Annotated in this window: 21 protein-coding genes; 10 read left to right on the top strand and 11 right to left on the bottom strand. The window is 61.8% G+C overall.

Annotation, left to right across the window (positions count from 1 at the left end; all coding sequences use genetic code 11):
• Positions 1 to 15 precede the first annotated feature (15 nt).
• Positions 16 to 933 (top strand): AraC family transcriptional regulator, encoded by a 918-nt coding sequence (locus HJC00_RS12545; RefSeq protein WP_210632126.1) that lies wholly within the window; start codon positions 16 to 18, stop codon positions 931 to 933.
• A gap of 12 nt (positions 934 to 945) precedes the next feature.
• Here the strand turns inward: HJC00_RS12545 and fhuF are convergent, their stop codons facing one another.
• Together fhuF and HJC00_RS12535 are read right to left on the bottom strand one after the other, a co-directional pair.
• Positions 946 to 1,731, bottom strand: coding sequence for a siderophore-iron reductase FhuF (gene fhuF / locus HJC00_RS12540; protein ID WP_210632125.1), 786 nt, complete (start codon positions 1,729 to 1,731; stop codon positions 946 to 948).
• A 4-nt stretch (positions 1,732 to 1,735) separates the two neighbouring features.
• Entirely contained in the window at positions 1,736 to 3,910 is a 2,175-nt protein-coding gene (locus HJC00_RS12535; protein ID WP_221164101.1) for a TonB-dependent siderophore receptor, read from the bottom strand.
• A 381-nt stretch (positions 3,911 to 4,291) separates the two neighbouring features.
• Here HJC00_RS12535 and HJC00_RS12530 point away from each other — a divergent pair, with 381 nt between their 5' ends.
• Positions 4,292 to 4,966, top strand: a complete 675-nt coding sequence (locus HJC00_RS12530) for a L,D-transpeptidase (RefSeq protein ID WP_210632123.1) — start codon at positions 4,292 to 4,294, stop codon at positions 4,964 to 4,966.
• A 14-nt stretch (positions 4,967 to 4,980) separates the two neighbouring features.
• Entirely contained in the window at positions 4,981 to 5,517 is a 537-nt protein-coding gene (locus tag HJC00_RS12525; protein WP_210632122.1) for an OmpA family protein, read from the top strand.
• Positions 5,518 to 5,802: 285 nt separating this feature from the next.
• Here HJC00_RS12525 and HJC00_RS12520 read toward each other — a convergent pair whose 3' ends face one another.
• Positions 5,803 to 6,273, bottom strand: coding sequence for an Hsp20 family protein (locus HJC00_RS12520; protein ID WP_210632121.1), 471 nt, complete (start codon positions 6,271 to 6,273; stop codon positions 5,803 to 5,805).
• 234 nt (positions 6,274 to 6,507) lie between these two features.
• Positions 6,508 to 8,973: a glycoside hydrolase family 3 C-terminal domain-containing protein gene (locus HJC00_RS12515; protein ID WP_221164100.1), complete on the bottom strand. Its 2,466-nt coding sequence runs from the start codon at positions 8,971 to 8,973 to the stop codon at positions 6,508 to 6,510.
• 169 nt (positions 8,974 to 9,142) lie between these two features.
• On the opposite strand from HJC00_RS12515, the gene HJC00_RS12510 reads away from it, so the two are divergent.
• Entirely contained in the window at positions 9,143 to 9,772 is a 630-nt protein-coding gene (locus tag HJC00_RS12510) for a TetR/AcrR family transcriptional regulator (protein ID WP_221164099.1), read from the top strand.
• On the opposite strand, the gene HJC00_RS12505 is transcribed toward HJC00_RS12510, so the two are convergent.
• A complete protein-coding gene (locus HJC00_RS12505; protein ID WP_221164098.1) occupies positions 9,769 to 10,614 on the bottom strand; it encodes a carboxylesterase in 846 nt (281 codons plus the stop codon). The genes HJC00_RS12510 and HJC00_RS12505 overlap by 4 nt on opposite strands.
• 131 nt (positions 10,615 to 10,745) lie before the next feature.
• On the opposite strand from HJC00_RS12505, the gene HJC00_RS12500 reads away from it, so the two are divergent.
• Complete coding sequence (locus HJC00_RS12500; RefSeq protein WP_221156351.1) at positions 10,746 to 11,669, top strand: LysR family transcriptional regulator; 924 nt, start codon at positions 10,746 to 10,748, stop codon at positions 11,667 to 11,669.
• A 65-nt stretch (positions 11,670 to 11,734) separates the two neighbouring features.
• Here the strand turns inward: HJC00_RS12500 and HJC00_RS12495 are convergent, their stop codons facing one another.
• From HJC00_RS12495 to HJC00_RS12485, 3 genes are all read right to left on the bottom strand, one after another.
• Positions 11,735 to 12,619 carry a DUF6030 family protein gene (locus tag HJC00_RS12495; RefSeq protein ID WP_221164128.1) on the bottom strand — a complete coding sequence of 295 codons (885 nt, stop codon included), beginning with the start codon at positions 12,617 to 12,619 and terminating at the stop codon, positions 11,735 to 11,737.
• Between the two features lie 350 nt (positions 12,620 to 12,969).
• A complete protein-coding gene (locus HJC00_RS12490) occupies positions 12,970 to 13,692 on the bottom strand; it encodes a response regulator transcription factor (protein ID WP_210632115.1) in 723 nt (240 codons plus the stop codon).
• Between the two features lie 13 nt (positions 13,693 to 13,705).
• Complete coding sequence (locus tag HJC00_RS12485) at positions 13,706 to 14,944, bottom strand: sensor histidine kinase (RefSeq protein ID WP_221147107.1); 1,239 nt, start codon at positions 14,942 to 14,944, stop codon at positions 13,706 to 13,708.
• A 280-nt stretch (positions 14,945 to 15,224) separates the two neighbouring features.
• On the opposite strand from HJC00_RS12485, the gene HJC00_RS12480 reads away from it, so the two are divergent.
• From HJC00_RS12480 to HJC00_RS12460, 5 genes are all read left to right on the top strand, one after another.
• Positions 15,225 to 16,241 (top strand): ABC transporter substrate-binding protein, encoded by a 1,017-nt coding sequence (locus HJC00_RS12480; RefSeq protein ID WP_210632113.1) that lies wholly within the window; start codon positions 15,225 to 15,227, stop codon positions 16,239 to 16,241.
• Positions 16,242 to 16,310: 69 nt separating this feature from the next.
• A complete protein-coding gene (locus HJC00_RS12475) occupies positions 16,311 to 17,762 on the top strand; it encodes a sugar ABC transporter ATP-binding protein (protein WP_210632112.1) in 1,452 nt (483 codons plus the stop codon).
• The gene (locus HJC00_RS12470; RefSeq protein WP_210632111.1) at positions 17,759 to 18,709 is read left to right on the top strand and encodes an ABC transporter permease; all 951 of its coding nucleotides are present in this window, start codon (positions 17,759 to 17,761) and stop codon (positions 18,707 to 18,709) included. The genes HJC00_RS12475 and HJC00_RS12470 overlap by 4 nt, the downstream gene beginning before the upstream one ends.
• A complete protein-coding gene (locus HJC00_RS12465; RefSeq protein ID WP_210632110.1) occupies positions 18,706 to 19,656 on the top strand; it encodes an ABC transporter permease in 951 nt (316 codons plus the stop codon). Before HJC00_RS12470 ends, HJC00_RS12465 begins: the two co-directional genes overlap by 4 nt.
• 14 nt (positions 19,657 to 19,670) lie before the next feature.
• A complete protein-coding gene (locus HJC00_RS12460; protein WP_210632109.1) occupies positions 19,671 to 20,585 on the top strand; it encodes an SMP-30/gluconolactonase/LRE family protein in 915 nt (304 codons plus the stop codon).
• Here HJC00_RS12460 and HJC00_RS12455 read toward each other — a convergent pair.
• From HJC00_RS12455 to HJC00_RS12445, 3 genes are all read right to left on the bottom strand, one after another.
• Entirely contained in the window at positions 20,538 to 20,756 is a 219-nt protein-coding gene (locus HJC00_RS12455; RefSeq protein WP_210632108.1) for a HAMP domain-containing protein, read from the bottom strand. The genes HJC00_RS12460 and HJC00_RS12455 overlap by 48 nt on opposite strands.
• A 327-nt stretch (positions 20,757 to 21,083) precedes the next feature.
• Positions 21,084 to 24,110 carry a glycoside hydrolase family 38 C-terminal domain-containing protein gene (locus HJC00_RS12450; protein ID WP_221164097.1) on the bottom strand — a complete coding sequence of 1,009 codons (3,027 nt, stop codon included), beginning with the start codon at positions 24,108 to 24,110 and terminating at the stop codon, positions 21,084 to 21,086.
• 460 nt (positions 24,111 to 24,570) lie between these two features.
• The gene (locus tag HJC00_RS12445) at positions 24,571 to 24,954 is read right to left on the bottom strand and encodes a DUF3307 domain-containing protein (protein ID WP_247241778.1); all 384 of its coding nucleotides are present in this window, start codon (positions 24,952 to 24,954) and stop codon (positions 24,571 to 24,573) included.
• Positions 24,955 to 24,958 lie beyond the last annotated feature (4 nt).

Below are 24,958 nucleotides of genomic sequence, written 5' to 3'. Positions count from 1 at the left end.
TTATCAGGAGTATCAATGAGCGACCCGCTGGCCGATATGGTCACGCTGCTGCAGCCAGCGGCGCGCCATTCAAAGCTCGTCAGCGGCGCAGGGACGTGGCGCGTCGAGCGCCAGGAGACGGGTCAGCCTTTCTATTGCGTCGTGCTGGAAGGTTCTTCAAGGTTGAGCGCGGAGGACGAGCAAGTCACACTCCTAGAAGGCGACTTCATCCTGATCCCGGCCGCCCATGCCTTCACGATGTCGAGCCTGGACGACGGATTATCGCCCGGCATTGATCCCTTTACCGTCACGATGCTTCCTGAAGAAACCCGTCACGGCGATCCCGAAGGGGCTGTGAATGCACGCTTGCTTGTCGGCCACTTCGCCTTCGGCTCGCCGGATGCAGCGTTGCTGGTTTCCCTGCTGCCGCGGATCATCCACATCCGCGGCGACAGCAGACTGTCGGCGATCGTCCAGCTCGTCACCGACGAAGCCCGCGCCGAGCGGCCGGGAAAGAACATGATCCTGGCGCGCCTGTTGGAAGTCTTGCTTGTCGAGGCGCTGCGTTCGAATTTCGGGGAGAAGGCGCCGCTTGGAATTCTGCGGGGCCTGAGCGATACACGCCTCGCCCTGGCTATCCGTCGGCTGCATGAAGATCCATCCAGGGAATGGACGGTGGAACAGCTCGCCGGCGAGGCGGCCCTGTCGCGGTCGGCGTTTTTCAATCGCTTCCGTCGCACTGTGGGCATGGCGCCAATGGAATATCTCATATCGTGGCGCATGGCGCTCGCCAGAAATCTGCTGAGGCAGGAGGATATCGGAATTCAGGAGATCGCCGAGCGCGTCGGCTATGGCTCCGCGAGCGCGTTCAGCACGGCATTCACGCGCTTTGTCGGGTTGCCGCCGTCACGATATGCCGAGCAGGCAAAGACCATGTCAAATGCCGCCGCATAATTCTAATCGGCCTCAATGCCGCCCGTCCGGCAGCGGGCAGGCCTCGCCGCAGCCGCCGACGCCAGGCAGGTTATAGCGCAGGCAGCAGACCTTGCGGCGAGCGAATTCCAGACCGCATTGCTGCCGCGCCATGCGGATCATGCCGAACATTGGATTGCGACCGCCGCCCGGCCACTCGGCATCGTTCAGCAGCGCCAGGCCGCCTTCGACGAGGGCAGGCTCGTGGCGGTGAGCGATCTCTTTCAGGATCCAGGAAAGATAGGCCGCGAGATTGTTCCAGAGAAGCTTCGGCGCCACGCCGGCAATGGCGGCAATCGCCGCAATGACCGGTTCGGCATGGCCGAGCATCAGTCGGTGAAGCTCGCCGGCCGGATCGGTCGTCGGCTCTGGCCTGCCCGACATCACGAACGCTTCCGGCTCGCCTGTCTGTTCGTTGCAGACGAGAGAGAGCCGGTCGATTTCCATCGGCAGCGCGATGCGGTTGACGAACATATGGACGCTAGGCGCGATCGTCAGCATGCTGAAATAATAGAGCGTCCACATGGAGACAATCGCGCGGCGGTCGCTGCCCGGAAACTTCTGGCCATAGCGGGCGATGATCCCGTCAAAGACGTCGCGGTCGCCGAGATCCCTGCAGGAAACCACCAAACCAGCCGGCGGCGGAGAGGCGAGCAGCTTGCCGCGGCAATAGGCGAACGGGCCATCGCCCACCAGGCCGTCGAGGTCGATGGCCTGGCGGCCGACAGGGCGATCGCCGATCGAAGGGCGCGAGGCCGCCCCGTTCGTCTCTAACGTCATGGTGCTACCACCGATACTTCAGGGTGCCGGTCATGTTGCGACCCTGGCCGAGGTAGCAGAAGCCCTCGTTGCAGACGGTGTCGCGCTCGTCGGCGATGTTGCGGATGGCAAAGGCCGCCGTCAGGCCTTCGTATTTCTTGTCGGCCGCGCCGAAATCATAAGCGGCGGAGGCGTCGATGTAGAAGCTCGCAGGATTCTTCGACGTATTGGCCGTATCCGTCCAATTTTCGCTGACGTAACGGACACCCGCGCCGACTGACAGACCATGGAATGGATTGGTTTCCTGGAACGTATAGTTGGCCCAGAGGCTTGCCACATGCGAGGGCGTCAGGGCAGGCGTATTGCCCTCGTTTTCACCGCCTCCCGTCACTTCCGACTGGTTGTAAGTGTAGGCCGCAATGAGATCCCAGCCGTCGGCGACCGCCGCGCGGGCTTCGAGTTCGATGCCTTTTCCGGTTACTTCACCGATCGAGCCATAGGCAAACATCACCGGATCCACCAGCACCGGCTTGTTCTTTTCGACAATATGATAGGCAACGGCCGACAAGAGGATATCGGAGCCGGGCGGCTGGTACTTCACACCGAGCTCGTACTGTTCACCCTCTGTCGGCGCCAGTATCTTGCCTGAGGTCGACCGGTTGGTCACCGGATCGAATGAGGTTGCATAGGAGACGAAGGGAGCAATGCCGTTGTCGAACAGATAGAGTGCACCGGCTTGCCAGGAGAAGGCGCTCTTGTCGACCTCCTCCGAGCTGATCGAAGGCAGGGTCGCATCGCGCGTCTGGTTCACCCATGTTTGCCGGCCGCCGAGATTGAAGCGCCAGTTTCCAGCCTCGATCTGGTCCAGGGCATAAATGCCGACCTGCCGCATGTCGGCCTTGGACGCTAAGATACTATAGTCCGGCGTATCGCCTGAGACTCCATAGGTCGGGTTGGCGATATCGAAGTCGAATGCCGGATCGGCTGCTCCAGCGCCATAGCCAAAGCTCGATTTGAGATTGGTATAGTCCAGCCCGAACAGCATCGTGTGAGCAAGCGGGCCGGTATCGAACTTCGCCTCGAGCTGATTGTCGAGCTGGAAAACGTTCATCTCGTCCCGGATCGCATTCGTGCCACGATGTGCAACGGTCCCTGTCCAACCGGTAACACCGAGGTAGCGAGCCCTGAGATCGAGATGCGAATAACGCAGGTTCTGCCGGAAGGTCAGGCCATTGTCGAATTCATGCTCAAATTGATAGCCGATCTGCTGCTGCTTGACCTTCTGGTAGTCGTAGTCGGGGTCGCTCGCCCTGAGTTCATGAATCTTACCGTCCAGGGTCGTGATCGCGCCGACGTTGGAGTCGGTCTCGTCGGATTGCACAAGGCCGTAAACCGTGAAGGTCGTGCCCTCGTCGGGCTTCCAGGTAAAGGACGGCGCCAGGAAATAGCGGTCGTCGGCAATATCGAAATTGGTATCGCCACGCCGGGCGAGGCCGACGATGCGATAGAGGAAATCGTCGTTGCCTTCGCTGATCGGCCCGCCGAAATCGAACATCCCTTGCACCCGGTCCTTGGTGCCGTAGGTAATACCGACTTCGCGGATCGGCTCCTCGGTCGGAAGCTTCGAGATCTTGTTGACGAGACCGCCCGGCGATCCAGCACCATAGAGAACGGAAACCGGCCCCTTGATCACCTCGACGCGCTGCAACTGATAGGGATCGGTTCGGAACATCCCGTAGTTCATGTAGGGCTGGCGCAGGCCGTCACGAAAGTCTCCGACCGTCGTGACGTTGAAGCCGCGAATGTAGATCTGGTCGAAACGCGGATCGAAGCCATTCGGTCCGGTCGTCACGCCGGCCGTATAACGCACCGCCTCGATGATCGACTGGGCGCCGCGCTGCTCGATTTCCTTCTCGGTGGTGACCGAGATCGAACGCGGCGTCTCGACGAGCGGCGTGCTGATCTTGGTCGCACCCGCGCTGTTCTTGGCGGTGACGGATGTTCGGTCGGTCTTGCTATCAGAGGCTGCACCCTGGATGACGATGGGCTCCAGTGTCGTCGCGGTGTCCCCTGCGGAGGTGCTCTGAGCGGAAGCCGGCGATGCTGCAATGCCGATCAGGACGACCGCAGTCGTCGCAAAAAGGCTCTCTCTGTAAATTCGCGATACATTATTAGAAACGTTCAAAAAAACACGCGCCATTACCTGGTCCCTACGTCACGGATGCGGGCGGAACCTATGAAGCGAAGTGGAGCTTGTCAACATAAGATGATTATTTTTGTCACCTTTTAATTCGATGGTCCGTCTGTGACTGTCATTCGCGAACAGGTTGCACGCAGATCGTCTGAACCGCTCGGAGGGCACACCTCCGATGCGGGCTCCAGCCGCTCCTCCTGTCCGTTCCCGAACCCGTACCCAGACTGCATAACCTTATCCCAGCCGGAGTAACGACCGAAGCAATACAGCTTCAGAAGACCCCCAATTCCCTACAGTTCTTGATAGGAAGAGAAGTTTCCTATTGAGGCAAACAAAAAATCTGGTTTACTGCACTTCGCTTGTTGGCTTTCAGGGGGAGTTTAGCCGATGGTGTGGACCCGCAGGAGTATTATGCTCGGTGGATTGGCGTTGCTGGGGACCGGCGCCGCCAGCAAACCGGCAGCCGCCGCGGCAGCTTCTTATTTCGGCGGCGCAGCCGTCGACAACGGCGTGACATTTCGCAGCACCAATTTCGCAAAAATCGACAAGCGCTGGCATCGCCAGGTCGTCAAATATTTCAGCAGCGAGCCGATCGGCACCGTTGTCGTCGATACAAGGCACCATTTTCTCTACCTGATCATGGAGAACAAGACCGCCATCCGTTATGGCGTCGGGGTCGGCCGCGAAGGCTTCAAATGGTTTGGCCGCGCCACCATCGACGCCAAATCGCTCTGGCCGCGCTGGACGCCGCCGCCGGAGATGCGCAAGCGCCATCCCGAACTGCCGGAATTCGTCTCGGGTGGCTCACCGAAGAACCCGCTTGGGCCCCGCGCCATGTATCTGCATCGCGACGGCGTCGACACCGGCTATCGGTTCCACGGCACGCTGGAGCCATGGAGCATCGGCAAGGACGCCTCCAGCGGCTGTATCCGCATGTTCAACGAAGACGCCATCGATCTTTATCAGCGCTGCCCCATTGGCACCGCTGTACAGGTTCTGCCGCATATTGCCGACCAGGCTGAGGGCGCCACCCAGGTTAGCGAAACAACTCCGGTCGAATGAGGAATATCACCCCTATGTCTGCGATGATCGGATACACCAAGCGCCTCGCTGGCGCAGCCATGCTCTTGGCGCTCGCCGCCTGCTCCACCACCGAGGTCGCCTCCCTGGAAGAACCGGCGGCGGCGCCGATGACCGGGCAGACCAACGACCCCGCCCCCGGCTTCGAGAATGTCGCGCAGGGCAGCGAGGAGGATTTCATTCTTAGTGTCGGCCGACGGATCTACTTCAAGCAGGACTCCGCCGCGCTCGATGCCGTCGCCATGGCCACCCTGGATAATCAGGCGGCCTGGCTCAACAAGAACCCGACCTGGCTGCTCAAGCTTCAGGGATTCGCCGACGATTCCGGTTCCGCCTCCAAAATGCAGACGCTCTCGCAGAAACGTGCCGATGCGGCGATGGCCTATCTGACCTCGAAGGGTGTGGACCCCAAGCGCATGTGGGCCAAGGGCTACGGCAACGACCGCGAAGTCCGCGACTGCACAGAGCGCTCCTGCAAGGTGCAGAACCGGCGCGTGGTCACCAATCTGCGCACTCAGCCTGATGCGGTCTGATTGCGCCCACAGGAGGGACCGAACAAAGGCAGGCTTGGTCCGCAAGGGGTTGCGGCAAGAGAATTCGAGGGGATCATTCGTGCACAAGGGCCGGCCCCACGGCGCCGGCCCCAGTTGATGTGAATCCCTGTTCAGGATCGCGCTTCAGAAACCGCGTCCGCGCTGCGGAGCTTGCTTAACGACTTCGAAAACAGAGCCTTAGCCGCATTTTTCGCGCTGCTTCCGCGACGTTTCCTGATCTCCACGATAAACGGCTTTATCCGGGACTTCATGGAGAGGCTCTCCTTAAGCCACCTGACGCTCGGCTTCGATCTGAAGAGGCGCCTGCTGAAAGGAGCCGTCTCCGATGGCGATCTTGCGCGGTTTCATGGCTTCGGGCACTTCACGCTTCAGCGCAATCGAGAGAATACCATTCGTCAGCGAGGCATTCTCGACCCTGACGTGATCGGCGAGCTCGAAGCGGCGTTCAAATGCGCGCCCGGCGATGCCGCGATGGAGATATTCGCCGTCCTTGCCGTCGGCTTTTTGCCCCTTCACGAGAAGGACGTTCCGCTCCTGGGTGATGTCGAGGTCGCCTTCGGCGAAGCCGGCCACTGCCATCTGAATGCGATAGTCGTCTTCGCCCGTCTTGACGATGTCATAGGGCGGCCAGGCCTCGATTGCCTGCAGGCGCTGCGCATTGTTCAGGAGATTGAAGACACGGTCGAAGCCGATGCTGGACCGGTAAAGGGGGGCGAAATCAAGTTCATTTCTCATAGCCATATCCTCCGTAAAGCAACATGGGTTGGAGACGCGTTGGAAACCTGCGTCTCCGCTCTGATCATCGGCCCGCTTTTGCGCTGCCGACGACGATGATCTGGTTTCGCACGATTTTCGATTCAAGAGGAGAATCTAAAAATTTTCAGTCTGCTTTATCCGGTAATCCGGAGCACCTCTTGACACTGTTTTCATTCAACTCAACGATAGGCGCCTGGCCGTTCGATATCGGAATCATGAGGTCGAAGGCGGCAGCACGTAGCCGGCTGGCGACGGCAGGTCGATCACGGATCTTGCGTCCGCGGCATTCGCCGCCAGGACCAGCTGATAATCACCCGGTTCGGCTCGGAAGGCGCCGGCCTCGATATCGAAATAGGCCAGATCGCGTGGCACGATTTTCATGACGGCTGTGCCTGTTTCGCCGGGTTGCAGCGAGAGCTTTGCGAAGGCGCGCAGTTCCTTGTCCGGACGTTCCACTTTGGCTAACGGTGAGCGTACGTAGAGCTGGACCAGTTCCGAACCTGGCCGGTCGCCTGTATTGGTGACGTCAATGCTGACGGTTATGCCGTCCGGTCCCATTTCACGCACCGAAAGCCGCGGCTCGCCCCAGCGGAAACTCGTATAGCCGAGGCCGAAGCCGAAGGGGAAGAGCGGTTCGACCGCGCTGATATCGTGATGGCGGTAGCCGACGAAGACGCCTTCGGCATAGTGCACATGCCCGTCCTTGCCGGGATAGACGGCAGGATCGCCCGTGATGGCGGAATTGTCGGTCAGCGCCTTGGGGAAGGTCTGCGGCAGGCGGCCGCCCGGCTCGGCATCGCCGAACAGAATGTCGGCGACGGCATTGCCGAGTTCCTGGCCGGGATACCACATCTGCAGCACGGCGCGGACCTTGCCGAGCCAGGGCATCTCGATGGGACCGCCGGTCTGGAGCACGACGACGGTATTGGCGTTGGCGGCAGCGACCTTCTCGATCAGTTCCTCCTGCCGGCCAGGCAGCCGCATGTCGGGCAGATCAAGTCCTTCCGTGTCCCACTCGCCGTCGCGGCCGACGAAGAGCAGCGCCACGTCGGCATTACGGGCGGTTTCGACGGCGGCCTCGATATCGGCCTCGCCGAGCGGCTTTTCGACGCCGAAACGGACGGCGATGAGGTTGATCCCCTCCTCGCTCGCCGTGGACGGCTCATATTCGACGGTGATTTCGTACAGCCGGCCCGCTTCCAGGCTCACCCCACCGCGCTGCTCGTCATTGGCGGTGCCGAAATAATTCTCGCCGCGCGTCCAGCCCCCATGGCCATCGACCGTGAGCTCACCATCGACGAAGAGCCGCGCCAGCCCGGCATTGGTCATGCCGAAGAGATGTTCGCCGCTCTCCTCCGGCGCGTATTGCATCACCATCCGGGCCGAGAAATCGGCGGGATCGAGTTCGCCCGACGGCAGCTCGAACCAGAAGAACTCGCCCTTGTCGACGGTCTCGACATGAAGGGGATTGCCCTTGCAGCCGCGCCCCTTGAAATATTCGACGGTGATCTTCCCTTTGAACACGTCGATCAGCCGGTTGTGGCGGCAGCCGACCGCATGGCTGATGCTGTTGGCGTTGGAAAGGGCGGCGCGAATGCCTTCGAGCGGGCTCACCGTATAATGCGCTGCGATCTGCGCGCTGCCGCCGCCCATGACACGGGCGGTGGCCGCATTCGGCCCAATGACGGCGATCCGGTCGAGCGAGGTCTTGGCAAGCGGCAGCATGCCGTCATTCTTGAGGAGTACCGCGCCTTCGGCACCGAGACGCCGGATCAGCGCCCGATCCTCGGGCAGGTCGATCGCCCGCTCCGTAAGATCGGGTTTGCTCTTAAATGCGCCGACCCGCTCGAGCAGCAGCAACATGCGCCGTGCTGCCGCACGCACCGTCGCCGATTCCACCTTGCCCTCACGCACGGCCGCAACCAATTTCTCGCCGCGGTCGCGCGCCGGACCCGGCATTTCGAGATCGAGGCCAGCATTGATCGTCTCAGCCGTCGAATGTGAGCCGAACCAGTCGGACATGACGATGCCGTCGAAGCCCCATTCCTCGCGCAACACCTTGGTCAGCAGCCAATGATGCTCACTCGTATAAGTGCCGTTAAGGCGGTTATAGGAGGACATGACAGCCATGACGCCGGCGCGGCGCACCGCCTGCTCGAAGGGCGGGAGATAGATTTCGCGCAGCGTCCGCTCGTCGATATCGGACGACATAGTCTGACGCTCGATCTCGGATTCGTTGCCGGCGAAGTGTTTTATGGTCGCCGCGATCCCCTCGCCCTGCACGCCCTCGATATAGGCGACGGCGAGTTCCGATGTCAGCATCGGATCTTCGGAATAACATTCGAAATTGCGGCCGTTGAGGCCGGAGCGATGGATATTCACCGTCGGTGCGAGCACCACGGCTGCTCCCTTGCTCTTGGCCTGGCGCGCAAGGGCAACGCCCATCTGCTTGACGAGATCGGGATTCCAGCTGGCGCCGAGCGCGATTGCGACGGGAAAGCAGGTCGCCTTGACGCCGGCGACCAGCGAACCCGCGCCGCGGGCGCCGTTCGGCCCATCCGTCACCTTGATCTTCGGCACGCCGAGCCGCTCGACGGGAACGGTCGTCCAGAAATCGGCGCCTGACAGCAAAGAGACCTGCTCTTCGAGCGTCATCCTGTCGAGAATGGAATCGATCATGCAAACCTCCTCAAAAGACCGCGAGCATCGCGCTATTAAACCTACCGATTACTCGGTATTTTTAAGATGTCAATCCGACGGGCCTAATGTAAGGAGAAAGCAGACGAGATATCGGCCGGAGCATTGTGGACCGTCGCATCGCCGCTAAAAAGGCCGGACAGGAGAAACGATGGCAGAACACAAGGCAGGACAGGAAGAAAAACGACGGCGCCGTTCCCGCAAGGGAGAGGAACGACGCGCAGAGATCCTGGCGGCGGCGATGCGGCGTTTTGCCGAAGACGGCTATCAGAATGCCGCGATCGGCGATATCGCCCGGGATGTCGGCCTGTCGCTGCCCGGCCTGCTGCATCATTTCCCGACAAAGGTCGATCTGCTGCTCGCCATTCTCGCCAAGCGCGATCTCGATAGCGCCGATTTCATCGGACATTATCGCTCCGATCTCCGCGGCTTGCTGAAAGGCATGGTCGAAATCTTCCGCCGCAATGCCGGAATGATCGAGGTCATCAGAGCCTTCGCCATCCTGAATGCCGAAAGCTTGATGAAGAACCACCCCGCCAAGGCGTGGTTTCTCGCCCGCGCCACGGAGATGCAGAAGGACATCGCCGCGACCTTCGAGCGGGCGATCGCCGATGGCTCGATCGACAAAGGGATCGACGGCAAGGCCATGGCCGCCGAGCTGATCGCCGTGATGGACGGCCTGCAGATGCTCTGGCTGCGTGATCCCGATCGCTTCGATATGGTCGGCGGCCTGGAAGCTTATGTCGGTCGCTTGTTGGCGAGCCTCGGCCTCGATGGCTAGACACTCTCTTCATCGAAGCGCGTGAGCCAGATCATGATGCGATTGACGGATTCGTGATATCTTTGCCCGACCAACAAGCCCGTATGCGTCGTGCCCCAGAGACCGAGATACTCGCCGCCGATATGCCGGGCCGTCGCCTGCCCTCGCCGATCGGCGGCGGCGTCGTTGACAGCTGAGATGACCAGGCTGGGGCAGGTGATCTTGCCGCCGTCGATGGAAATCCCCTCGGCTCCGCAATGAAAGGAAAAAGCGCCGAAGGCTCTGGCGGATTCCATGGACAGGTACTTCCGCTGGAAGGCGATATCGTCGGGCGTTTCGTCGGGGCTGGATTGCTCTTCACGCACCGGCGCGGGAATAACGACGCCAGGTATCTCAGGCGCAAGATCCTGGTAGGGCACCTCGTCATGCACCTGCCTCGAGATGCTGGAATCGATCAGCACCAGTCCGGCGATCTCCACGCTTTCCGCCAGTTTCTGACTGAGGATTCCACCCATGCTGAAACCGATCACAACAGGAGCGACGGCACATTCCCCAGCGATTGCGGAAATTGCCTCAAGAATGTCTTCCAGATAGTTCTCGAATTCGACCTTCGTCAAATCCACCGACCGGCTTTTGTAGTGGCCTCGCAGATTGATGCAGTAGGAGGTCCATCCCGCGGTTATGAAGTGCGGAATATATTTGCTCCACATCCAGCTGCCGGTGTAAGCGCCGTGGACAAAAAGGAGAGGCGGTCGACCGGCCTCATCCGAGCGATTGTTCCCAGGAAAGATTTCCAGGAACAGGTCGTTCTCTCCGATATATCTCGCAGTGTGCTCCGGCAATTCTTTCGTGTAGTCCCGCATGCCATCCACTCCTTGACTCGGCAGCCCCATCCGTTCCGGCTGCCGAACAAAGGATATTTGTTATGCAATGTTGATCAATCGCCGTAAGTGGACTTAGATAAAGGACAAAATGTCTCCAATCGGATCTTGCCGTGGATAGTCTCGCGAGCCTCTTCGCCTTCGTTCATGCGGCCGAACAGCAGAGTTATGTCGGAGCTGCGCGCGTTGCCGGCGTTTCGCCGTCCGCGATCGGCAAGGCCGTGGCGCGCCTGGAAAACCGGCTCCATGTGCGGCTCTTCAACCGCACGACGCGCAGCATCAGCCTGACCGAGGAAGGGGCTGTCCTCTACGAGCGCTACAAGCGCATCATCGACGAGATACAGGACGCGGAGGCAACCGTCCTGCAAAGCCGAAAACGCCCAAGGGGGCGCCTGCGCGTCAGCGTCCCGCATATCGTCGGGCACCATCTGCTGATGCCGATGCTGCCGGCCTTTGCCGAGCGCTTCCCGGAGATCGAACTGGATGTGGATTTCGAAGACAGGGTCATCGACATGGTCACGGAAGGTCTGGATGTGGTGGTGCGCAGCGGCGAACTTGCCGATGCGCGGCTGATCGCCCGCCATCTCGGCGAGCAGCACTTCGTGGTGTGCGGCAGTTCCGAGTATTTGGAGCGCCATGGACGGCCTGAGACGCCGGGCGATCTCTTCAAGCACGCCTGCATTCACTTCAAATATCCCTCCAGTGGCCGCCTGGCACCCTGGGCGTTCAGCGCACCATACGAGCGGCTGCTTCTGCCAAAAAGCCTGACATTCAACAATACAGATGCAGGGCTGCGGGCAGCACAGGATGGTTTGGGCCTCGCGCATCTGCCCGTCTATGTCGCCGAGGCAGCCATGCGGGCGGGAACCCTGAGCCCCGTCCTCACTTCCTTCATGGTGCCCTTCGGTTCGCTCTCGCTCGTCTGGCCGTCGAACCGCCAGCTATCGCGCAAGGTCCGCGCTTTCGTGGACTTCGTGGTCGAGACCTGCGCCGCCCGGCCCGGCGCTTTTCGGCCGGCAGGCAGCCTGTCGCGCTGATCCGTTGCCGCGCATACCCGAGGCGGGTCCACTTTCCCTATTCACAGCACTGGGGGCTTTGGTGCTCAGCCGCAGTTCCGGCTTGGTCTTGGATCGGAACCGGCACTTGCTCCGTCAGTGAGTGCCATTGGCCGATCTGAACGCGCCGATCCGGTCGATGCGGATGACGTTTGCGGGACGCGCGGATCCGTCGTGGCCAGCCAGCGGTCTGCCGAAAAATACGCCCTGGTCCTTGCCTGCGAGCCCGGAGTCGCCTTGAGACCAAGAGCAAAATTAAAGATGTTTTTGCTGCCGGCTTCGAGCGTGAAGCTGAGATAAGAGCCAAATCGCTCGGTCTCTACCTGGCGAAGGCTTCGGATCGACGCAAGCGCATCTTCAAAATCGCGCCAGCACGCCTGCTTCACAATGATCTCGAAAATGCGCAGCACATCAGGGGCGAGGCGCCCCCCAGCGTCAATCGCCGGCCCGACGATCTTGGCGCGGATCTCAACAATATGACCCGCTTCATCTCCACGAACCCTGAGGAAGGTAGAGCTGAGCGGCCGCACCTCGTCCCGTTCGTAGATGCGCTGAAAATAACATTCATAATCGCGATTGCGTATCGATGCGGCTTTCCATTCGCTCACCTCGATGCCGGCCTCTCGAAGAGCGCCACAAATATTCGCGCCTGAGACCAGCCACATCCGCAGAAACTGACTTGCCAAATCGAGCTTTGGAAGCTCCATCAGATGCCGCGAAATGGGCATCGGCGGAAGAGCAGAAGGAGCCGACGCATGGGAGTCGGCAGCTACGGGTGATGGTCGGGCTGCCTTATCGAGGCCTGCATACTCAAAGTGCTGAACCGGGCCTGCGGAGTGGCGGATTTCACGGTAAAGAACAGCGGTGCCTGCAAGAAGTAAAATGGATATTGAAAGCGCCGACCAAAAAAGCCAGCGGCGGCGGCTCCGCAATGGGAACTTCCACTGCCGGGGTGGGCTGCCACGAGGAGGAGGGACTGCTGAGAACACTTTATCCACGGCGTCACCTCGCACACTTGCGACCAGCGGCGTTGGCCGGCGAACGGCCAATCAGCCGCTGCGCCACGTCCTTCCAAGGCGAGCAACGATGTCAAAGCGGGCGCCGTCGACTCACCTCGACCTCGCGATTCTGATATCGAGTATATTAGGCGTCAAGCAAGAACCCTGGCTATGCGCTCACCACCGATCCGAGGCTTTTTCAGTTGGCGACAGACGAGCGCGGGCCGAGCCGGAATGGGAGACTGCAACGCCTCGCTACTGCCGCATTCACGCCGCGTCGGAGACTACTTTCCGTCGAGCCATTCCTGCAGCTCCGCCTCAGCCCGTTCCAGAGCGCTGTAGTTCAGAAGTTTACGCAATAAAGCAATCGTGACAGCGCGGGCGCGGAGATTGAAGCGGCCGTCCTCGTGGTCGTCGCCAGCCGTCTGATAGACGTCGAGCTTGTCGTAGAGCTGCTGCAGGCGGTTCTGCACGCTGCGCAGCGACAGGCTCCGGCGTTTGGCGATGGCCCGGTCGGTTAGACCGAGGGCTATGTCGACGAGGATCTCGTATTCGGAATCGGTGAAGCCGTTGGTCTGGCCGAGGCTCTTCTGCTGCAGGCCCCGCACCTCCCGGTCGATGACGCACTGGCTCTCGATGAAGATCGAGCGCAACGCAAGCTTCAGCCGCTCGTCGGAAGCGGATTTCAGCACATAACCATAGGCTGCGCCATCCGGCACAATGCGCGAGACGCCGCGCACATAAGCCTCATCCGAATAATTCGACCAGAACAGGATACGGGTCTCCGGTCGCTCCTTCCAGATCGTCCGCGCCGCCTCGATGCCGTTGCGGCTCGCCATCTGCAGATCCATGACGATATGCGCCGATTTGTGGTCGCGGGCGAGCTTCTCGCCGACGGTTCCGTTCTCCGCCTCGATCACCGTGTCGCATTCCGGCAGGGCGGCGTTGACAGCCTCGTGCAGGTAGGACCGGTGCAGCGGGTCGTCCTCGACGATCAGAACCTTCATCGTGTCTTTCTCCTCAGTCTGGCTCGCCCGCCGGGCCGTTCGGCGCCAGCGGCAGCACGACGCGCACCGCGGTCCCGCGATGATTATGGCCGGGGCCGATCGTGAAGCGCGCCGAGATCAGCCGCGCGCGTGTCTTCATATTGTCGATGCCGCCGCCGATCCGTCCCCGCGTCTTGGCAAGCCCGGTCCCGTCGTCGGAGATTTCGATCAAAAGCTGTTCGTCGTCTGCTTCGAGCCGCACCATGATCGCAAGCGGCGCGGCATGGCGCACCGCATTATTGATCGCCTCCTGCGCTATGCGGAACAAGGCGACGCTGACGGTCGGTTCCAGCCTTTCCAGCGCCCCGTTCGTCTCGTCGGTAAGGCCGCATTCGATGCCCGATCCGGTGTCGCGGGTCGATCGGTCGAGATGATGCTCGATCGCCTGGGCGAGGCCGAACAGCTGGAGCACGGAAGGTTTTGCCTGTTCGATGATCTGCCGCAGATCCTGCATGCAATGCTGCAAGGACCGAGAGACGGGCTCGAGCGCCTCCGGGGTCACCTCGCCGTTGCGCGACAGCCGATCGATCCGGCGAGCAAGTCGCGTCAGGTCGGCGAGCGTCTGATCGTGAAGGTCCATGCCGATCCGCTGACGTTCCTGCTCCAGCGCTTCGGTCAGCTTCAGCGCGCCCTGACGCAGCCCCTCCTCGCGAGCGCGCGCCTCCGCCTCGACGATCGCCGAGCGTTGCGCCTGCTCGGCTGCCTGCAGCGCGAAGAAATAGGGTGTCAGAAGGTCGGCGATGATGCGGGCGCGCTCGACGTCCTCCATCGTATAGACGCCCGCCCTGTGAGAAGAGCAGGAAAGTGCTGCGATGATCGTACCTTGCACCTTCATCGGAACATGCAGCCGGCTCCTCAGCGATTGCTCGACGATCGGCCGCTTGAAGGCGCCCTCGAAATGGAAGCGCGGGTCTTTCATGGCATCGTCCGAAAGCAGAAAATCGACCTCACCCCGCAGCAGCGAGCGGATGGGGCTGTTGACCACTGGCGCGCCGGCGATCTCGCCCCAGGCGGTCTCGATGCCCGTCTCATAGGCCGTGTGATAGTTGCCGCCCTCGAGCAGCACGCAGACGTCGAGATGATCGTGCGGGATGATGTGAGCGACTTCAGCCGCGACCGAACGGATCGCCGAACGGAAGTCGAGCTGGCCCGCGAGCAACCGGGAAATGCCGAGATAATGGTCGAACAGGGCTGCCGGTGCGAGATGCAGCATTGTCAGTTCCTCCCCGTCACGACAGGCTCCTCAACCCGCCGCAATCATTTCCCAGTAAGCGCCCGCAAATGGGCCGCCGTCTTGCATAAACCCGCAGCTTGTTGCGCAAAACCCGCAAACGAGTTGCCGCCTTGCCCCTGTACAGGCCGGCTGATCTCCCGCATCCTGCCCTTACTGAGAGGAGGAAGCTCAGTGCAAGAACAATTTTCACTCGGAGCCCGCTTGAGCCGGCAGGAGTGAAGCGATCCCGCCGACCGGCGCGATCATGAGGGAGGAAGACATGACAATCCGTAAGATGCTTCTGGCATCGGCCGCCATTGCTTGCGCCGCCATGCCCGTTTCCGCCTTTGCCGACACGTCGGCCAAGAAGATCGCCCTTTCTAATAACTATGCCGGAAACTCCTGGCGCCAGGCCATGCTGACGAGCTGGGGCAAGGTGACGGGCGAAGCCGTAAAGGCTGGCGTGGTCGCCGCAGCCGATCCTTTTACCACCGCCGAGAACCAGGCGACGGAGCAGGCGGCGCAGATCCAGAACATGATCCTGCAGGGCTATGATGCGATCGTGCTGAACGCCGCCTCGCCGACAGCGCTGAACGGCGCAGTGAAGGAAGCCTGTGACGCCGGGATTACCGTCGTCTCCTTCGACGGCATCGTGACCGAACCCTGCGCTTGGCGCATCGCCGTCAACTTCAAGGAAATGGGCCGCAGCGAGGTGGAGTATCTGTCGAAGAAACTTCCCCAGGGCGGCAATCTGCTCGAGATCCGCGGCCTTGCCGGCGTCTTCGTTGACGACGAGATTTCGGCCGGGATCCACGAAGGCGTCAAGCAGTACCCGCAGTTCAAGGTCGTCGGCTCGGTTCACGGCGACTGGGCGCAGGACGTGGCGCAGAAGGCCGTTGCCGGCATCCTACCGAGCCTTCCCGATATCGTCGGCGTGGTGACGCAGGGCGGCGACGGTTATGGCGCCGCGCAGGCGATTGCCGCGACCGACCGGAAGATGCCGATCATCATCATGGGCAACCGCGAAGACGAGCTGAAGTGGTGGAAGGAACAGAAGGACGCCAAGGGCTACGAGACGATGTCCGTATCCATCGCGCCCGGCGTCTCCACGCTGGCCTTCTGGGTCGCCCAGCAGATACTCGACGGCAAGCAGGTCAAGAAGGATCTCGTCGTGCCTTTCTTGCGCATCGACCAGGACAATCTGGAGGCCAACCTCGCCAATACCCAGGCTGGCGGCGTCGCCAACGTCGAATACACGCAGGCTGATGCAATCAAGGTCATCGAGTCGGCAAAATAACTCTCCCGACTGCCGCGCGGCCGTAAATGGCCGCGCGGCATTCTTTGCGAGCAGGCATGGCGGGGCAGCATGGATGAGGTTTTGAAGGCGGTGATCGCCGTCGATGGCGCCAAGGTGAGTTTCGGCGCGGTCAAGGCGCTCGACGGCGTCACGCTCCGCGTCATGCCGGGCGAATGCGTCGGGCTCGTCGGGCACAATGGCGCCGGCAAGTCCACCATCGTCAGCGTCATCAATGGCGGCCTGACGCCGCATGAAGGAAGTGTGGCGAGCGACGGCGAGCGGCTGGAGCGTTACGGCATCAATGCGGCGCGCGCCCGCGGCGTTCGCTGCGTCTTCCAGGAGCTATCGCTCTGCCCCAATCTCTCCATCGTCGAGAACACCCGCGTCATGCATCGCCATCTCGGCGGTTTCGGCTGGCGCAGGCGTGCCGCCAACATCATCGAGAAGAGCCTCGACACGGTCTTTCCGGGCCATGGCATCGACAGCGGCCGGGCCGTCGGCGATCTCTCGATCGCCGAGCGGCAGATGGTCGAGATTTCAATGGCCTTTTCCGATGCCGGCACGCCGCCGCGGCTGGTCATCCTCGACGAACCCACTTCGTCGCTCGATGCGAGCCTTGCCCGCCAGATGCTCGACCATGTCCGCCGCTTCACCGCCACCGGCGGGGCCGTCATCTTCATCTCGCATATCTTGCACGAGATCCTCGAAACCTCCGACCGCATCGTCGTGATGAAGGACGGCCGCGTCGTCGCCGAACGGCCGGCGCAGGGCTTCGACCATCACGGCCTCGTCGAAGCGATGGGCACCGTTGCGAAGGAGGAGAGCGGGCAGCGGGCGGCGCGCGAACAATCCACCGCGCCCGTCATTCTGTCGCATCAGGCGAGAGGCCTGCCCTTCGCGGCACGCAAGGGCGAGATCGTCGGACTGGCAGGGTTAGCCGGCCACGGGCAGACCGAGCTGCTACTTGCTCTGCACGCCGCCCAATCCGGCAATTGGCTGCCCGAGCGCGATCCGCTCGTTACCTTCGTCGCCGGCGACCGCCGCCTCAACGGCGTTTTCGAACTTTGGAGCATCTTGCACAACTTTTCCGTCGCCTCGCTCGGTGACCTGTCGCGGCGCGGCCTCATTCTGGCTGACAAAGAGGAGAGCAAAGGCACGGACTGGAAGCGGCGGATCGATATCCGCACGCCCGATATGGAAAACCCTATCCTGTCGCTTTCCGGCGGCAACCAGCAGAAGGTGCTGTTCGCCCGCGCCCTTGCAACGCGCGCGCCTGTCGTGCTGATGGACGATCCGATGCGCGGCGTCGACGTCGGCACCAAGCAGGAGGTCTACGCGATCATCCGCGAGGAGGCGGCGCATGGCCGCACCTTTATCTGGTACTCGACCGAAATGGACGAGGTGCGGCTCTGCGACCGCGTCTACGTCTTCCGCGAAGGCCGCATCATCGCCGAACTCGCCGGCGATGCCGTCAACGAGACGAATATCATCGCTGCCTCCTTCGAAGGGGTGGCTGCATGACGTTCCGGCTGTCGTCCGACGCCTTGCGTCTTGCCATTCCCGCCTTGTCGCTGACGCTGCTGCTTGCCGCCGTCTTCTGGCTGCAGCCGCGCGCCATGAGCTATGTCGGGCTCAATCTGCTGTTCAACCTGGCGGTGCCCATCGCGCTTGCGACGATCGCTCAGATGCTTGTCATGGCGGTCAACGATCTCGATCTGTCGATGGGCACCTTCGTCAGCTTCGTAGCTTGCGTTACCGCGACCTTTCTGCGGGATGACCCGGTGACCGGCGTCCTGATCCTTGCGGGAGCGATCGCGGCCTATGCGGGCCTCGGTGTCATCATCTACCTGCGCGATCTGCCGTCCATTGTCGTCACTCTCGGCATGAGCTTCGTCTGGGGCGGCCTTGCCGTGCTGCTGCTGCCGGCGCCCGGCGGCCAGGCGCCGGACTGGGTGCGCTCTCTGATGACCGTCAAGCCGCCGCTGGCGCCGATGGCGATCGTCGCCAGCATCATCATCGCCGCCGTCGCTCATCTTCTCGTCATGCGCTCATCGCTCGGCGTGCTGATCCGCGGCATCGGCGGCAACCAGCGCTCGGTCGAGCGCGCCGGCTGGTCGATCGTCGCCGCCCGCGCCGCCGCCTATGGCCTGGCGGGCTTCTTCGCGGTGCTCGCAGGTATCGCTCTCGTCGGCCTGACGACGTCGGCAGACGCCAATATCGCGCTGCGTTACACGCTGCTGTCGATTGCCGGCGTGATCCTCGGCGGCGGCGAGTTCATTGGCGGGCGTGTCTCCCCCGTCGGGGCCGTCATCGGCGCGCTGACGCTGACCCTCGCCGGCTCGTTCCTGTCCTTCCTGCGCATCTCGCCGGACTGGCAGATCGGAGCCCAGGGCGCGATCCTGATCATCGTGCTCGCGCTTCGCCTGATGCTGAACCGCCTGGAGAAACGGGAGAAACGCCGCCGATGACTCCCCTCCTCAGCCTTTTCGGCAAACCCTGGATCTGGTCATGGTTTGCCGCTTTCATCGTCTGGTTCCTGACGATCATGGTGACCCTCGGCGCCAGTACGCTCGGCCTGTCGCAGGCAGCCCTCACTTTCGCCGCCTTCTCGGTGATCGTCGGCATCGGCCAAATGTTCGTCATCACGCTCGGTCCCGGCAATATCGATCTGTCGGTCCCCGCCACCATGACACTAGCCGGCACGGTGGCTCTGAAGCTGATGAACGTGCAAAACGGCTTGATCCTGCCCGGCTTTCTTGTCGCCCTCCTCATTGGCCTCGTCGTCGGCCTCGGCAACTACGCGCTGATCAAGGCGCTCCGCATTCCGCCGATCATCGCCACGCTTTCCATGAGCTTTATCGTGCAATCGGCGGCAATCTGGACAAACCGCGGCTTGCGCATCAAACCTCCGAGCATGCTTGCGGAATTCACTACCACGAACACGCTCGGCGTACCGAACGTCGCGATCGTCGCGCTCCTCATCTCGCTGCTCGCCTGGTTCCTGCTCGAGAAGACGATCTACGGGCGCTGGATCTCGGCGATCGGCCAGAGCATGCCCGCCTCACGCATGGCCGGCATTCCGGTCGACGGCACGCGCTTCGTCACCTACCTCTTCTGCGCCGTACTTGCATCCGTCGCGGGCTACCTGCTCGCCTGCTTCTCGGGCGGCGCAGCACTCAACATGGGCTCGGAATATCTGCTGACCTCGATCGCCGTCGTCGTGATCGGCGGCACGGCGGTGGCCGGCGGCGATTCCAACGTACCGGGCATCTGGGGCGCGTCGCTCTTCATGTTCCTGGTCGTTTCCATGCTCAACACCTATGGGTTCGGCGCGGGCATCCGCCTCATGATGACCGGCCTCATCATCATCAGCGTGATCATGCTCGCCGGCGGCCGCCGGGCCGGCATGCGATAAACAGGAAAACTGCCATGGCCGAGGCCAGCATCTACGAAATCCACGACCCGCGCTTCCGGCAGTTGATCGTCACCAGCGCCGGCCTCGACGAACTCTATTCCGGCTGCCGCTGGGCGGAGGGTCCTGTCTGGTTCAACGATGCGAACCAGCTTCTGTGGAGCGACATTCCCAACCAGCGTATGCTGCGATGGGCGCCCGAAGGCGGCGTCTCCATCTACCGGCAACCATCCAACTTCACCAACGGCAACACGCGCGACCGCCAGGGCCGACTCATCTCCTGCGAACATGGCGGGCGCCGCGTCACGCGCACCGAGATCGACGGTTCGATCACCGTGCTCGCCGACCATTTCGAAGGCGCGCGGCTCAATTCGCCGAACGACGTGGTGGTGAAATCGGACGGCACGATCTGGTTCACCGATCCAACCTACGGCATCATGTCGAATTATGAAGGCTATCAGGCCGAGCCCGAGCAGGCGACGCGCAACGTCTACCGGCTTGATCCGGCCACCGGCAAACTTGCGGCCGTCGTCACGGATTTCATCCAGCCGAACGGCCTCGCTTTCTCACCTGACGAGACGATCCTCTACGTCGCGGATTCGGCGGCAAGCCACGACGAAAGCCTGCCACGTCAGATCCGCGCCTTCGACGTAGTCGACGGCAGCAGGCTTGTGAACGGCCGCGTCTTCTGCCTCATCGACAACGGCATCCCGGACGGTATCCGCACTGACGTGAAGGGGAACCTTTGGTCCAGTGCCGGTGATGGCGTGCACTGCTTCGATCCGACAGGCAAGCTGATCGGCAAGATCCGTGTCCCTCAGACCGTCGCCAACCTCACCTTCGGCGGCCCCGGACGCAACCGTCTGTTCATCGCCGCAACACGTTCACTCTATTCCGTCTACGTTGCCGCGACGGGCGCCCAACGACCGTAAGCCGGTGAAAGCCACGCGGCCGATCTCGTCAGGCCGGTCGGTGAAGGGAATGTCGGCGTCGAGATTGCCCTCTGCCAGATCGCTCATGCTTGCAGCGATCCGGCCGATCAGCGTGATTATGGTCAGCCGGCCGATGTCGAGATTGAGGGAGAGAACGAGAGTTGGCAGCATTCGCCTCCTCCTGGGCCTTCGTCGCCATGGTCTTGGCCGAGTCCACCCCTTCCTCGAAGCAGCCTGGCTGGCCCCATCAGCAATCACCAGCAATTTCGACTATGTCTGGCGGTCGCACTCCCCCGTCTTGTCAATCAGACTAGCTGGCTCTTGGGGCCGATAGCCCGCTTCGAAGCAAGACGCCTCTCTTCACCGGTTGGACATCGCTCCCCTTTATGACTGTGACCTGCATGGCAATGGCCAAATTGTCCAGTATTGCCCCTCGGGCGAGTAGATGGGTCGCCCCGCCTAATGGAAGCGGCGGAGCGTTATTTGCAGCAGGCGGCGTCAGGCCTTCTGCAGCCTCCAGGTCCTGATTTCGAAGGGCATGATTTCGGCGGGGCCTTTGCGCTCCATCGGCTCTTCGAGGATGTTGAGCGGCTGCGACGCCCGCCATCCGGAAGGCAGGCCGAGGGAGAGGCGGCCGCGCCGGCCGGCCGGTTCGTAGAGGCGCAGGATGAGACCTTCGCCCTCCTCCGCAGGCTTCAGGCCCGAGAAGGCGACAGGCGTGCCCGCGACATCAATCGGCGCGAAACGGCCGGCGGAGAGGCCTTTGGCCTCGGCCGTCACCAGCGGCTGGTTGAGGTCGAGTGCTTCGTCAAGCACACCGCCTTCATGCCAGGCGCCCTCATGCGGCATCAGTGCATAGGTGAAGCTCTGCTCGCCTTCATCGGCCAGCGGATCCGGATAGATCGGACCGCGCACCAGGCTCATGCCGATCACATTGCCGCGGGCGCTGTGGCCGTATTTGGCATTATTGAGAAGCGCCACGCCGAAGCCCGGCTCACTGACATCGACAAAGCGATGGGCGGCGGCCTCGAACATCGCCTGCTCCCAGGAGGTATTCGTATGCGTCGCCCGCTCAACCACGCCGAAGGCGCATTCGAAGGTCGCCTTACGGGCCTTGACGTCGACCGGGTTCAGGGTACGCAGCAGGGTGCGGCGGTCGTGCCAGTCGATGGTCGTTTCGATATCGAGCCGCTTCGAATTGGCCGTCAAAACATAGGTCTGCATGACACTCGAATGCCGATAGCGGTGAACGACGCGGATTGCCGCACGGTGCGGACCGCTTTCGACGAGGCTGATGCTTTCGGGCGCATCGAGCCGGACGGATTTATCGGCATAGTCGGCATCGACGTCCCAGGCGTCCCAGTTGCGCGGCTTGTCGGCCGGATAGACCCAGAGCTGGTTGGCGGAGCCATCGACCGCTTCGCGGCCGCTCGCCTTGTGGATTAGGCTGGTAACGGCTCCATCCTTGCCGATGACGATCGAGAGATGATCGTTTTCCAGCCGGTCGACGCCGGCCTTCAGCCCGCCCGCCGGCTTCAGCGTCTGCCTGTCAAAGACGGCGACCGACAAGGGAGCGACGATCTCAGCGGCCGAAAGCGTCGTGCCGTCGGCAAGTGTCGCGCTCACCGGTCGTGGCGCAAGCGAGGGATTGACGACGATGAGCGCGTCAGTGACCCCGCCCTTCGGCAGATTGACTGACAGCGCCTGCAAGGCCTTGGCCTGCTCGGCCTTGGCATGGTCGATGACGCCGCCGAGCTCCTGCTCCGCATCCTGATAGACTTCGCGGATGCTCGAACCCGGCAGGATGTCGTGGAACTCGTTCTTCAGCACCACGCGCCAATCCGCCTCCAGGCTTTTCGGCTTTTCGGCGCCGAGCATATGGGCGAGCGACGCGAGGGTCTCGGCGGTGATCAGCGCCCGCTCGGCCTGGCGATGCTTGCGCTTGACGCCGCTTTGGGTCGTCAGCGTCGCGCGGTGCAGTTCGAGATAGATTTCGCCGTCCCAGACGGGAAGCTTCTTCTCCGAAGCGGTTTTGTGCGCCCGCTCGTAGAAGCTTTTCACGGTGCCCCAGCGGGCCTGCGGAATGGCGGGAAAATCGCGCAGCTGCACTTCGCGCTCCACCATCTCGGGCGTCACGCCGCCGCCGCCGTCGCCGTAACCGACGGCAAGAAGCGAGGCGTGATGCTGCGTCTTGCCCCGGAAATTCTTCCAGGTCGGCAGGTAGCAATCGGGCTGCACGAAGCCGTTATAACCCTGCATCGGATTGTCGAAGGTGTGGGTCAGCACCTGGCTGCCGTCGAGGCCCTTCCACCAGAAGAGATCGGAGGGGATGTGGTTGGTCTCGCTCCAATTGACCTTGATGGTGAAGAAACTGTCGATGCCGCCCTGTCTCAGGATCTGCGGCAGCGCGCCGGAAAAGCCGAAGCAATCCGGCAGCCAGCAGACCGTGTGGCGCGCGCCAAAGGTCTTTTCGAAATAACGCTGGCCGTAGAGCACCTGGCGGGCGAGGCTTTCGCCGGTCGGCATATTGGTATCAGGCTCCACCCACATGCCGCCGACGGTTTCCCACTTTCCTTCCGCGACCTTCTCCTTGATGCGTTCGAGAAGCTCCGGATCTTCCTCCTCCATCTGCGCGTAATAATGGGCGGTCGACTGGTTGAAGCGGAAATCGGCGGAGCGCTCCATCAGCGACAGCGCCGTGTTGAAGGTGCGCCGCATCTTCCGCCGCGTCTCGCGATAGGGCCAGAGCCAGGCGAGATCGATATGAGCATGGCCGGTCAGCACCAGCTCGCCGTTTGGGGGAAAGCGCTTCTGCAGTTCCTTCAGCCGCGCCGTGAGGACCTCGAAGGCGGAGGCCGCCGAAGCGCTCTGCTCGTCGGAGAGACCTGCCGGATCGGATACAAGCTCCGGCAGCTCCCAGATCTTCTGCTGCATGACGGCGCCCGACGTGCGGGAGATGTAGGCCGCCGTATCCGATGGCCAGTCGAGGCTGCGCAAGGCCTGCTCCGCGGCATCGACCAGATGCGGCACGACCTCATGCTCGCCGAGCGCGCCAATCGCCTCGGCGATCTGCTTCAGGAGAAGATGCAGGCTGTGAACGGGACCGTCGAGCCAGATCAGCCGGGCCTTGTTGAGCCTCGGCGCGCGGTTGGGCTCGCCGAAAGGAAAGCGGGCAACACTTTCCGTCGCAATCGAGAAGCGGCGGCCCTTCAGCGGGAATTCCTGGTGATAGGGATCGAGGCCGAATGTTTCGCTCTGGCCATCGGGATAGCTGAGCGTGATCAGGCTCTCGCCGCCGAGATCGAGCTGCAGGCGAATATCTTCGAGCGGCCAGTTCGCCGGCGCTTCGGCGCTCGCGGCAAAATGCACCACGCCCTCACGATGCGGCCAGTCCTGGTGATGGGCGATCGGCTCCCCCTCGAAGGTCCAGCCATCGATCGGGCTGCTATGCTGGTCCCGCCAATGCGCGAGCTCGGCGATACGGACCTTCAGACTGTCGAGGCGTTGGGCGATGGTGAGCGGCATGGCTTATCCTGTTGAAAATCGGCGACGCGCGATCGGGAATCATGGCTTTGGGAGATAAAGGATAGTGCGATGGGATCGCGAATGCCGACCCCTCCTCCCAGCGGTTCGGCTGACGCTTAGATTAAGTAACTTTGATTTGGCGTCAAGCCCGCAAGAGATCGCCTTTTCCTGGTTTTTTTGCTCTGCCGTGCATGGGAGCTGAACCGTAGAGGCATCTAACTGCGAGTCATGAAGGATGCGAAGGACACGACTGCTGTTGCCCGCCTCCTGATTGAAAAACCAGCTTCAATTCTCTCTAAGCTAGTGCGAGAAAAAGGAATTTTCCGCATAACCTGATCTCATCTGCCGAGATGATCATTCGAGGATTTGCTCCCTCGTTTTAATGCAATTGATTTCTCGGGATCGAACGAGAGCGATCATGAAAGTCGTCATCGTGCTCTTCGCCTGCGCCCTCGCATTGTCAAGCAATAAAGTCAGCATCCCAGGCCACGATCGCCAATATTGCCGAATAGGTCAGATGATGAGCGAGCTGGTCGGCGCCGTGAAGTATCCAGAATGAACGTGTATTGACCGGGTGCGGCTGACGTCGACCGTGGATGGCCTTCAAGTGGTCGATAAGGAAATGGATCAGAAACTCGCTGCAGACAACGGCGAAAATCCACGTCGGATTCGTGATTGCAACCAAGAGAATTGGCGCGGTGGCGACGGCGTGGATGCCTGCATGGACATAAGCGCCCGGCTTCTTGAAGTTGCCTTTGCCGGCAATCATCCATTCGGGCTGCAGGACATAGTCAGCCATGAAGTGCTTGGTTTGCAACCAAATCAGCGTTGTGAGCAGCAGCATCGTC

Origin of the sequence: Rhizobium sp. NLR22b (genome assembly GCF_019685295.1) — a bacterium.
Taxonomy (GTDB): Bacteria; Pseudomonadota; Alphaproteobacteria; order Rhizobiales; family Rhizobiaceae; genus Rhizobium.
This window is presented reverse-complemented; position numbering and strand designations above follow the sequence as displayed.

Excerpts from the sequence above, each read along its gene's own strand:
- fhuF (WP_210632125.1), bottom strand. The coding sequence starts at position 1,731 with ATGACGTTAGAGACGAACGGGGCGGCCTCGCGCCCTTCGATCGGCGAT.
- HJC00_RS12475 (WP_210632112.1), top strand. The coding sequence starts at position 16,311 with ATGGATGAGGTTTTGAAGGCGGTGATCGCCGTCGATGGCGCCAAGGTG.
- HJC00_RS12520 (WP_210632121.1), bottom strand. The coding sequence starts at position 6,273 with ATGAGAAATGAACTTGATTTCGCCCCCCTTTACCGGTCCAGCATCGGC.
- HJC00_RS12450 (WP_221164097.1), bottom strand. The coding sequence starts at position 24,110 with ATGCCGCTCACCATCGCCCAACGCCTCGACAGTCTGAAGGTCCGTATC.
- HJC00_RS12480 (WP_210632113.1), top strand. The coding sequence starts at position 15,225 with ATGACAATCCGTAAGATGCTTCTGGCATCGGCCGCCATTGCTTGCGCC.
- HJC00_RS12510 (WP_221164099.1), top strand. The coding sequence starts at position 9,143 with ATGGCAGAACACAAGGCAGGACAGGAAGAAAAACGACGGCGCCGTTCC.
- HJC00_RS12530 (WP_210632123.1), top strand. The coding sequence starts at position 4,292 with ATGGTGTGGACCCGCAGGAGTATTATGCTCGGTGGATTGGCGTTGCTG.
- HJC00_RS12525 (WP_210632122.1), top strand. The coding sequence starts at position 4,981 with ATGTCTGCGATGATCGGATACACCAAGCGCCTCGCTGGCGCAGCCATG.
- HJC00_RS12470 (WP_210632111.1), top strand. The coding sequence starts at position 17,759 with ATGACGTTCCGGCTGTCGTCCGACGCCTTGCGTCTTGCCATTCCCGCC.
- HJC00_RS12465 (WP_210632110.1), top strand. The coding sequence starts at position 18,706 with ATGACTCCCCTCCTCAGCCTTTTCGGCAAACCCTGGATCTGGTCATGG.
- HJC00_RS12485 (WP_221147107.1), bottom strand. The coding sequence starts at position 14,944 with ATGCTGCATCTCGCACCGGCAGCCCTGTTCGACCATTATCTCGGCATT.
- HJC00_RS12445 (WP_247241778.1), bottom strand. The coding sequence starts at position 24,954 with ATGCTGCTGCTCACAACGCTGATTTGGTTGCAAACCAAGCACTTCATG.
- HJC00_RS12505 (WP_221164098.1), bottom strand. The coding sequence starts at position 10,614 with ATGCGGGACTACACGAAAGAATTGCCGGAGCACACTGCGAGATATATC.
- HJC00_RS12490 (WP_210632115.1), bottom strand. The coding sequence starts at position 13,692 with ATGAAGGTTCTGATCGTCGAGGACGACCCGCTGCACCGGTCCTACCTG.
- HJC00_RS12545 (WP_210632126.1), top strand. The coding sequence starts at position 16 with ATGAGCGACCCGCTGGCCGATATGGTCACGCTGCTGCAGCCAGCGGCG.
- HJC00_RS12460 (WP_210632109.1), top strand. The coding sequence starts at position 19,671 with ATGGCCGAGGCCAGCATCTACGAAATCCACGACCCGCGCTTCCGGCAG.
- HJC00_RS12535 (WP_221164101.1), bottom strand. The coding sequence starts at position 3,910 with ATGGCGCGTGTTTTTTTGAACGTTTCTAATAATGTATCGCGAATTTAC.
- HJC00_RS12515 (WP_221164100.1), bottom strand. The coding sequence starts at position 8,973 with ATGATCGATTCCATTCTCGACAGGATGACGCTCGAAGAGCAGGTCTCT.
- HJC00_RS12455 (WP_210632108.1), bottom strand. The coding sequence starts at position 20,756 with ATGCTGCCAACTCTCGTTCTCTCCCTCAATCTCGACATCGGCCGGCTG.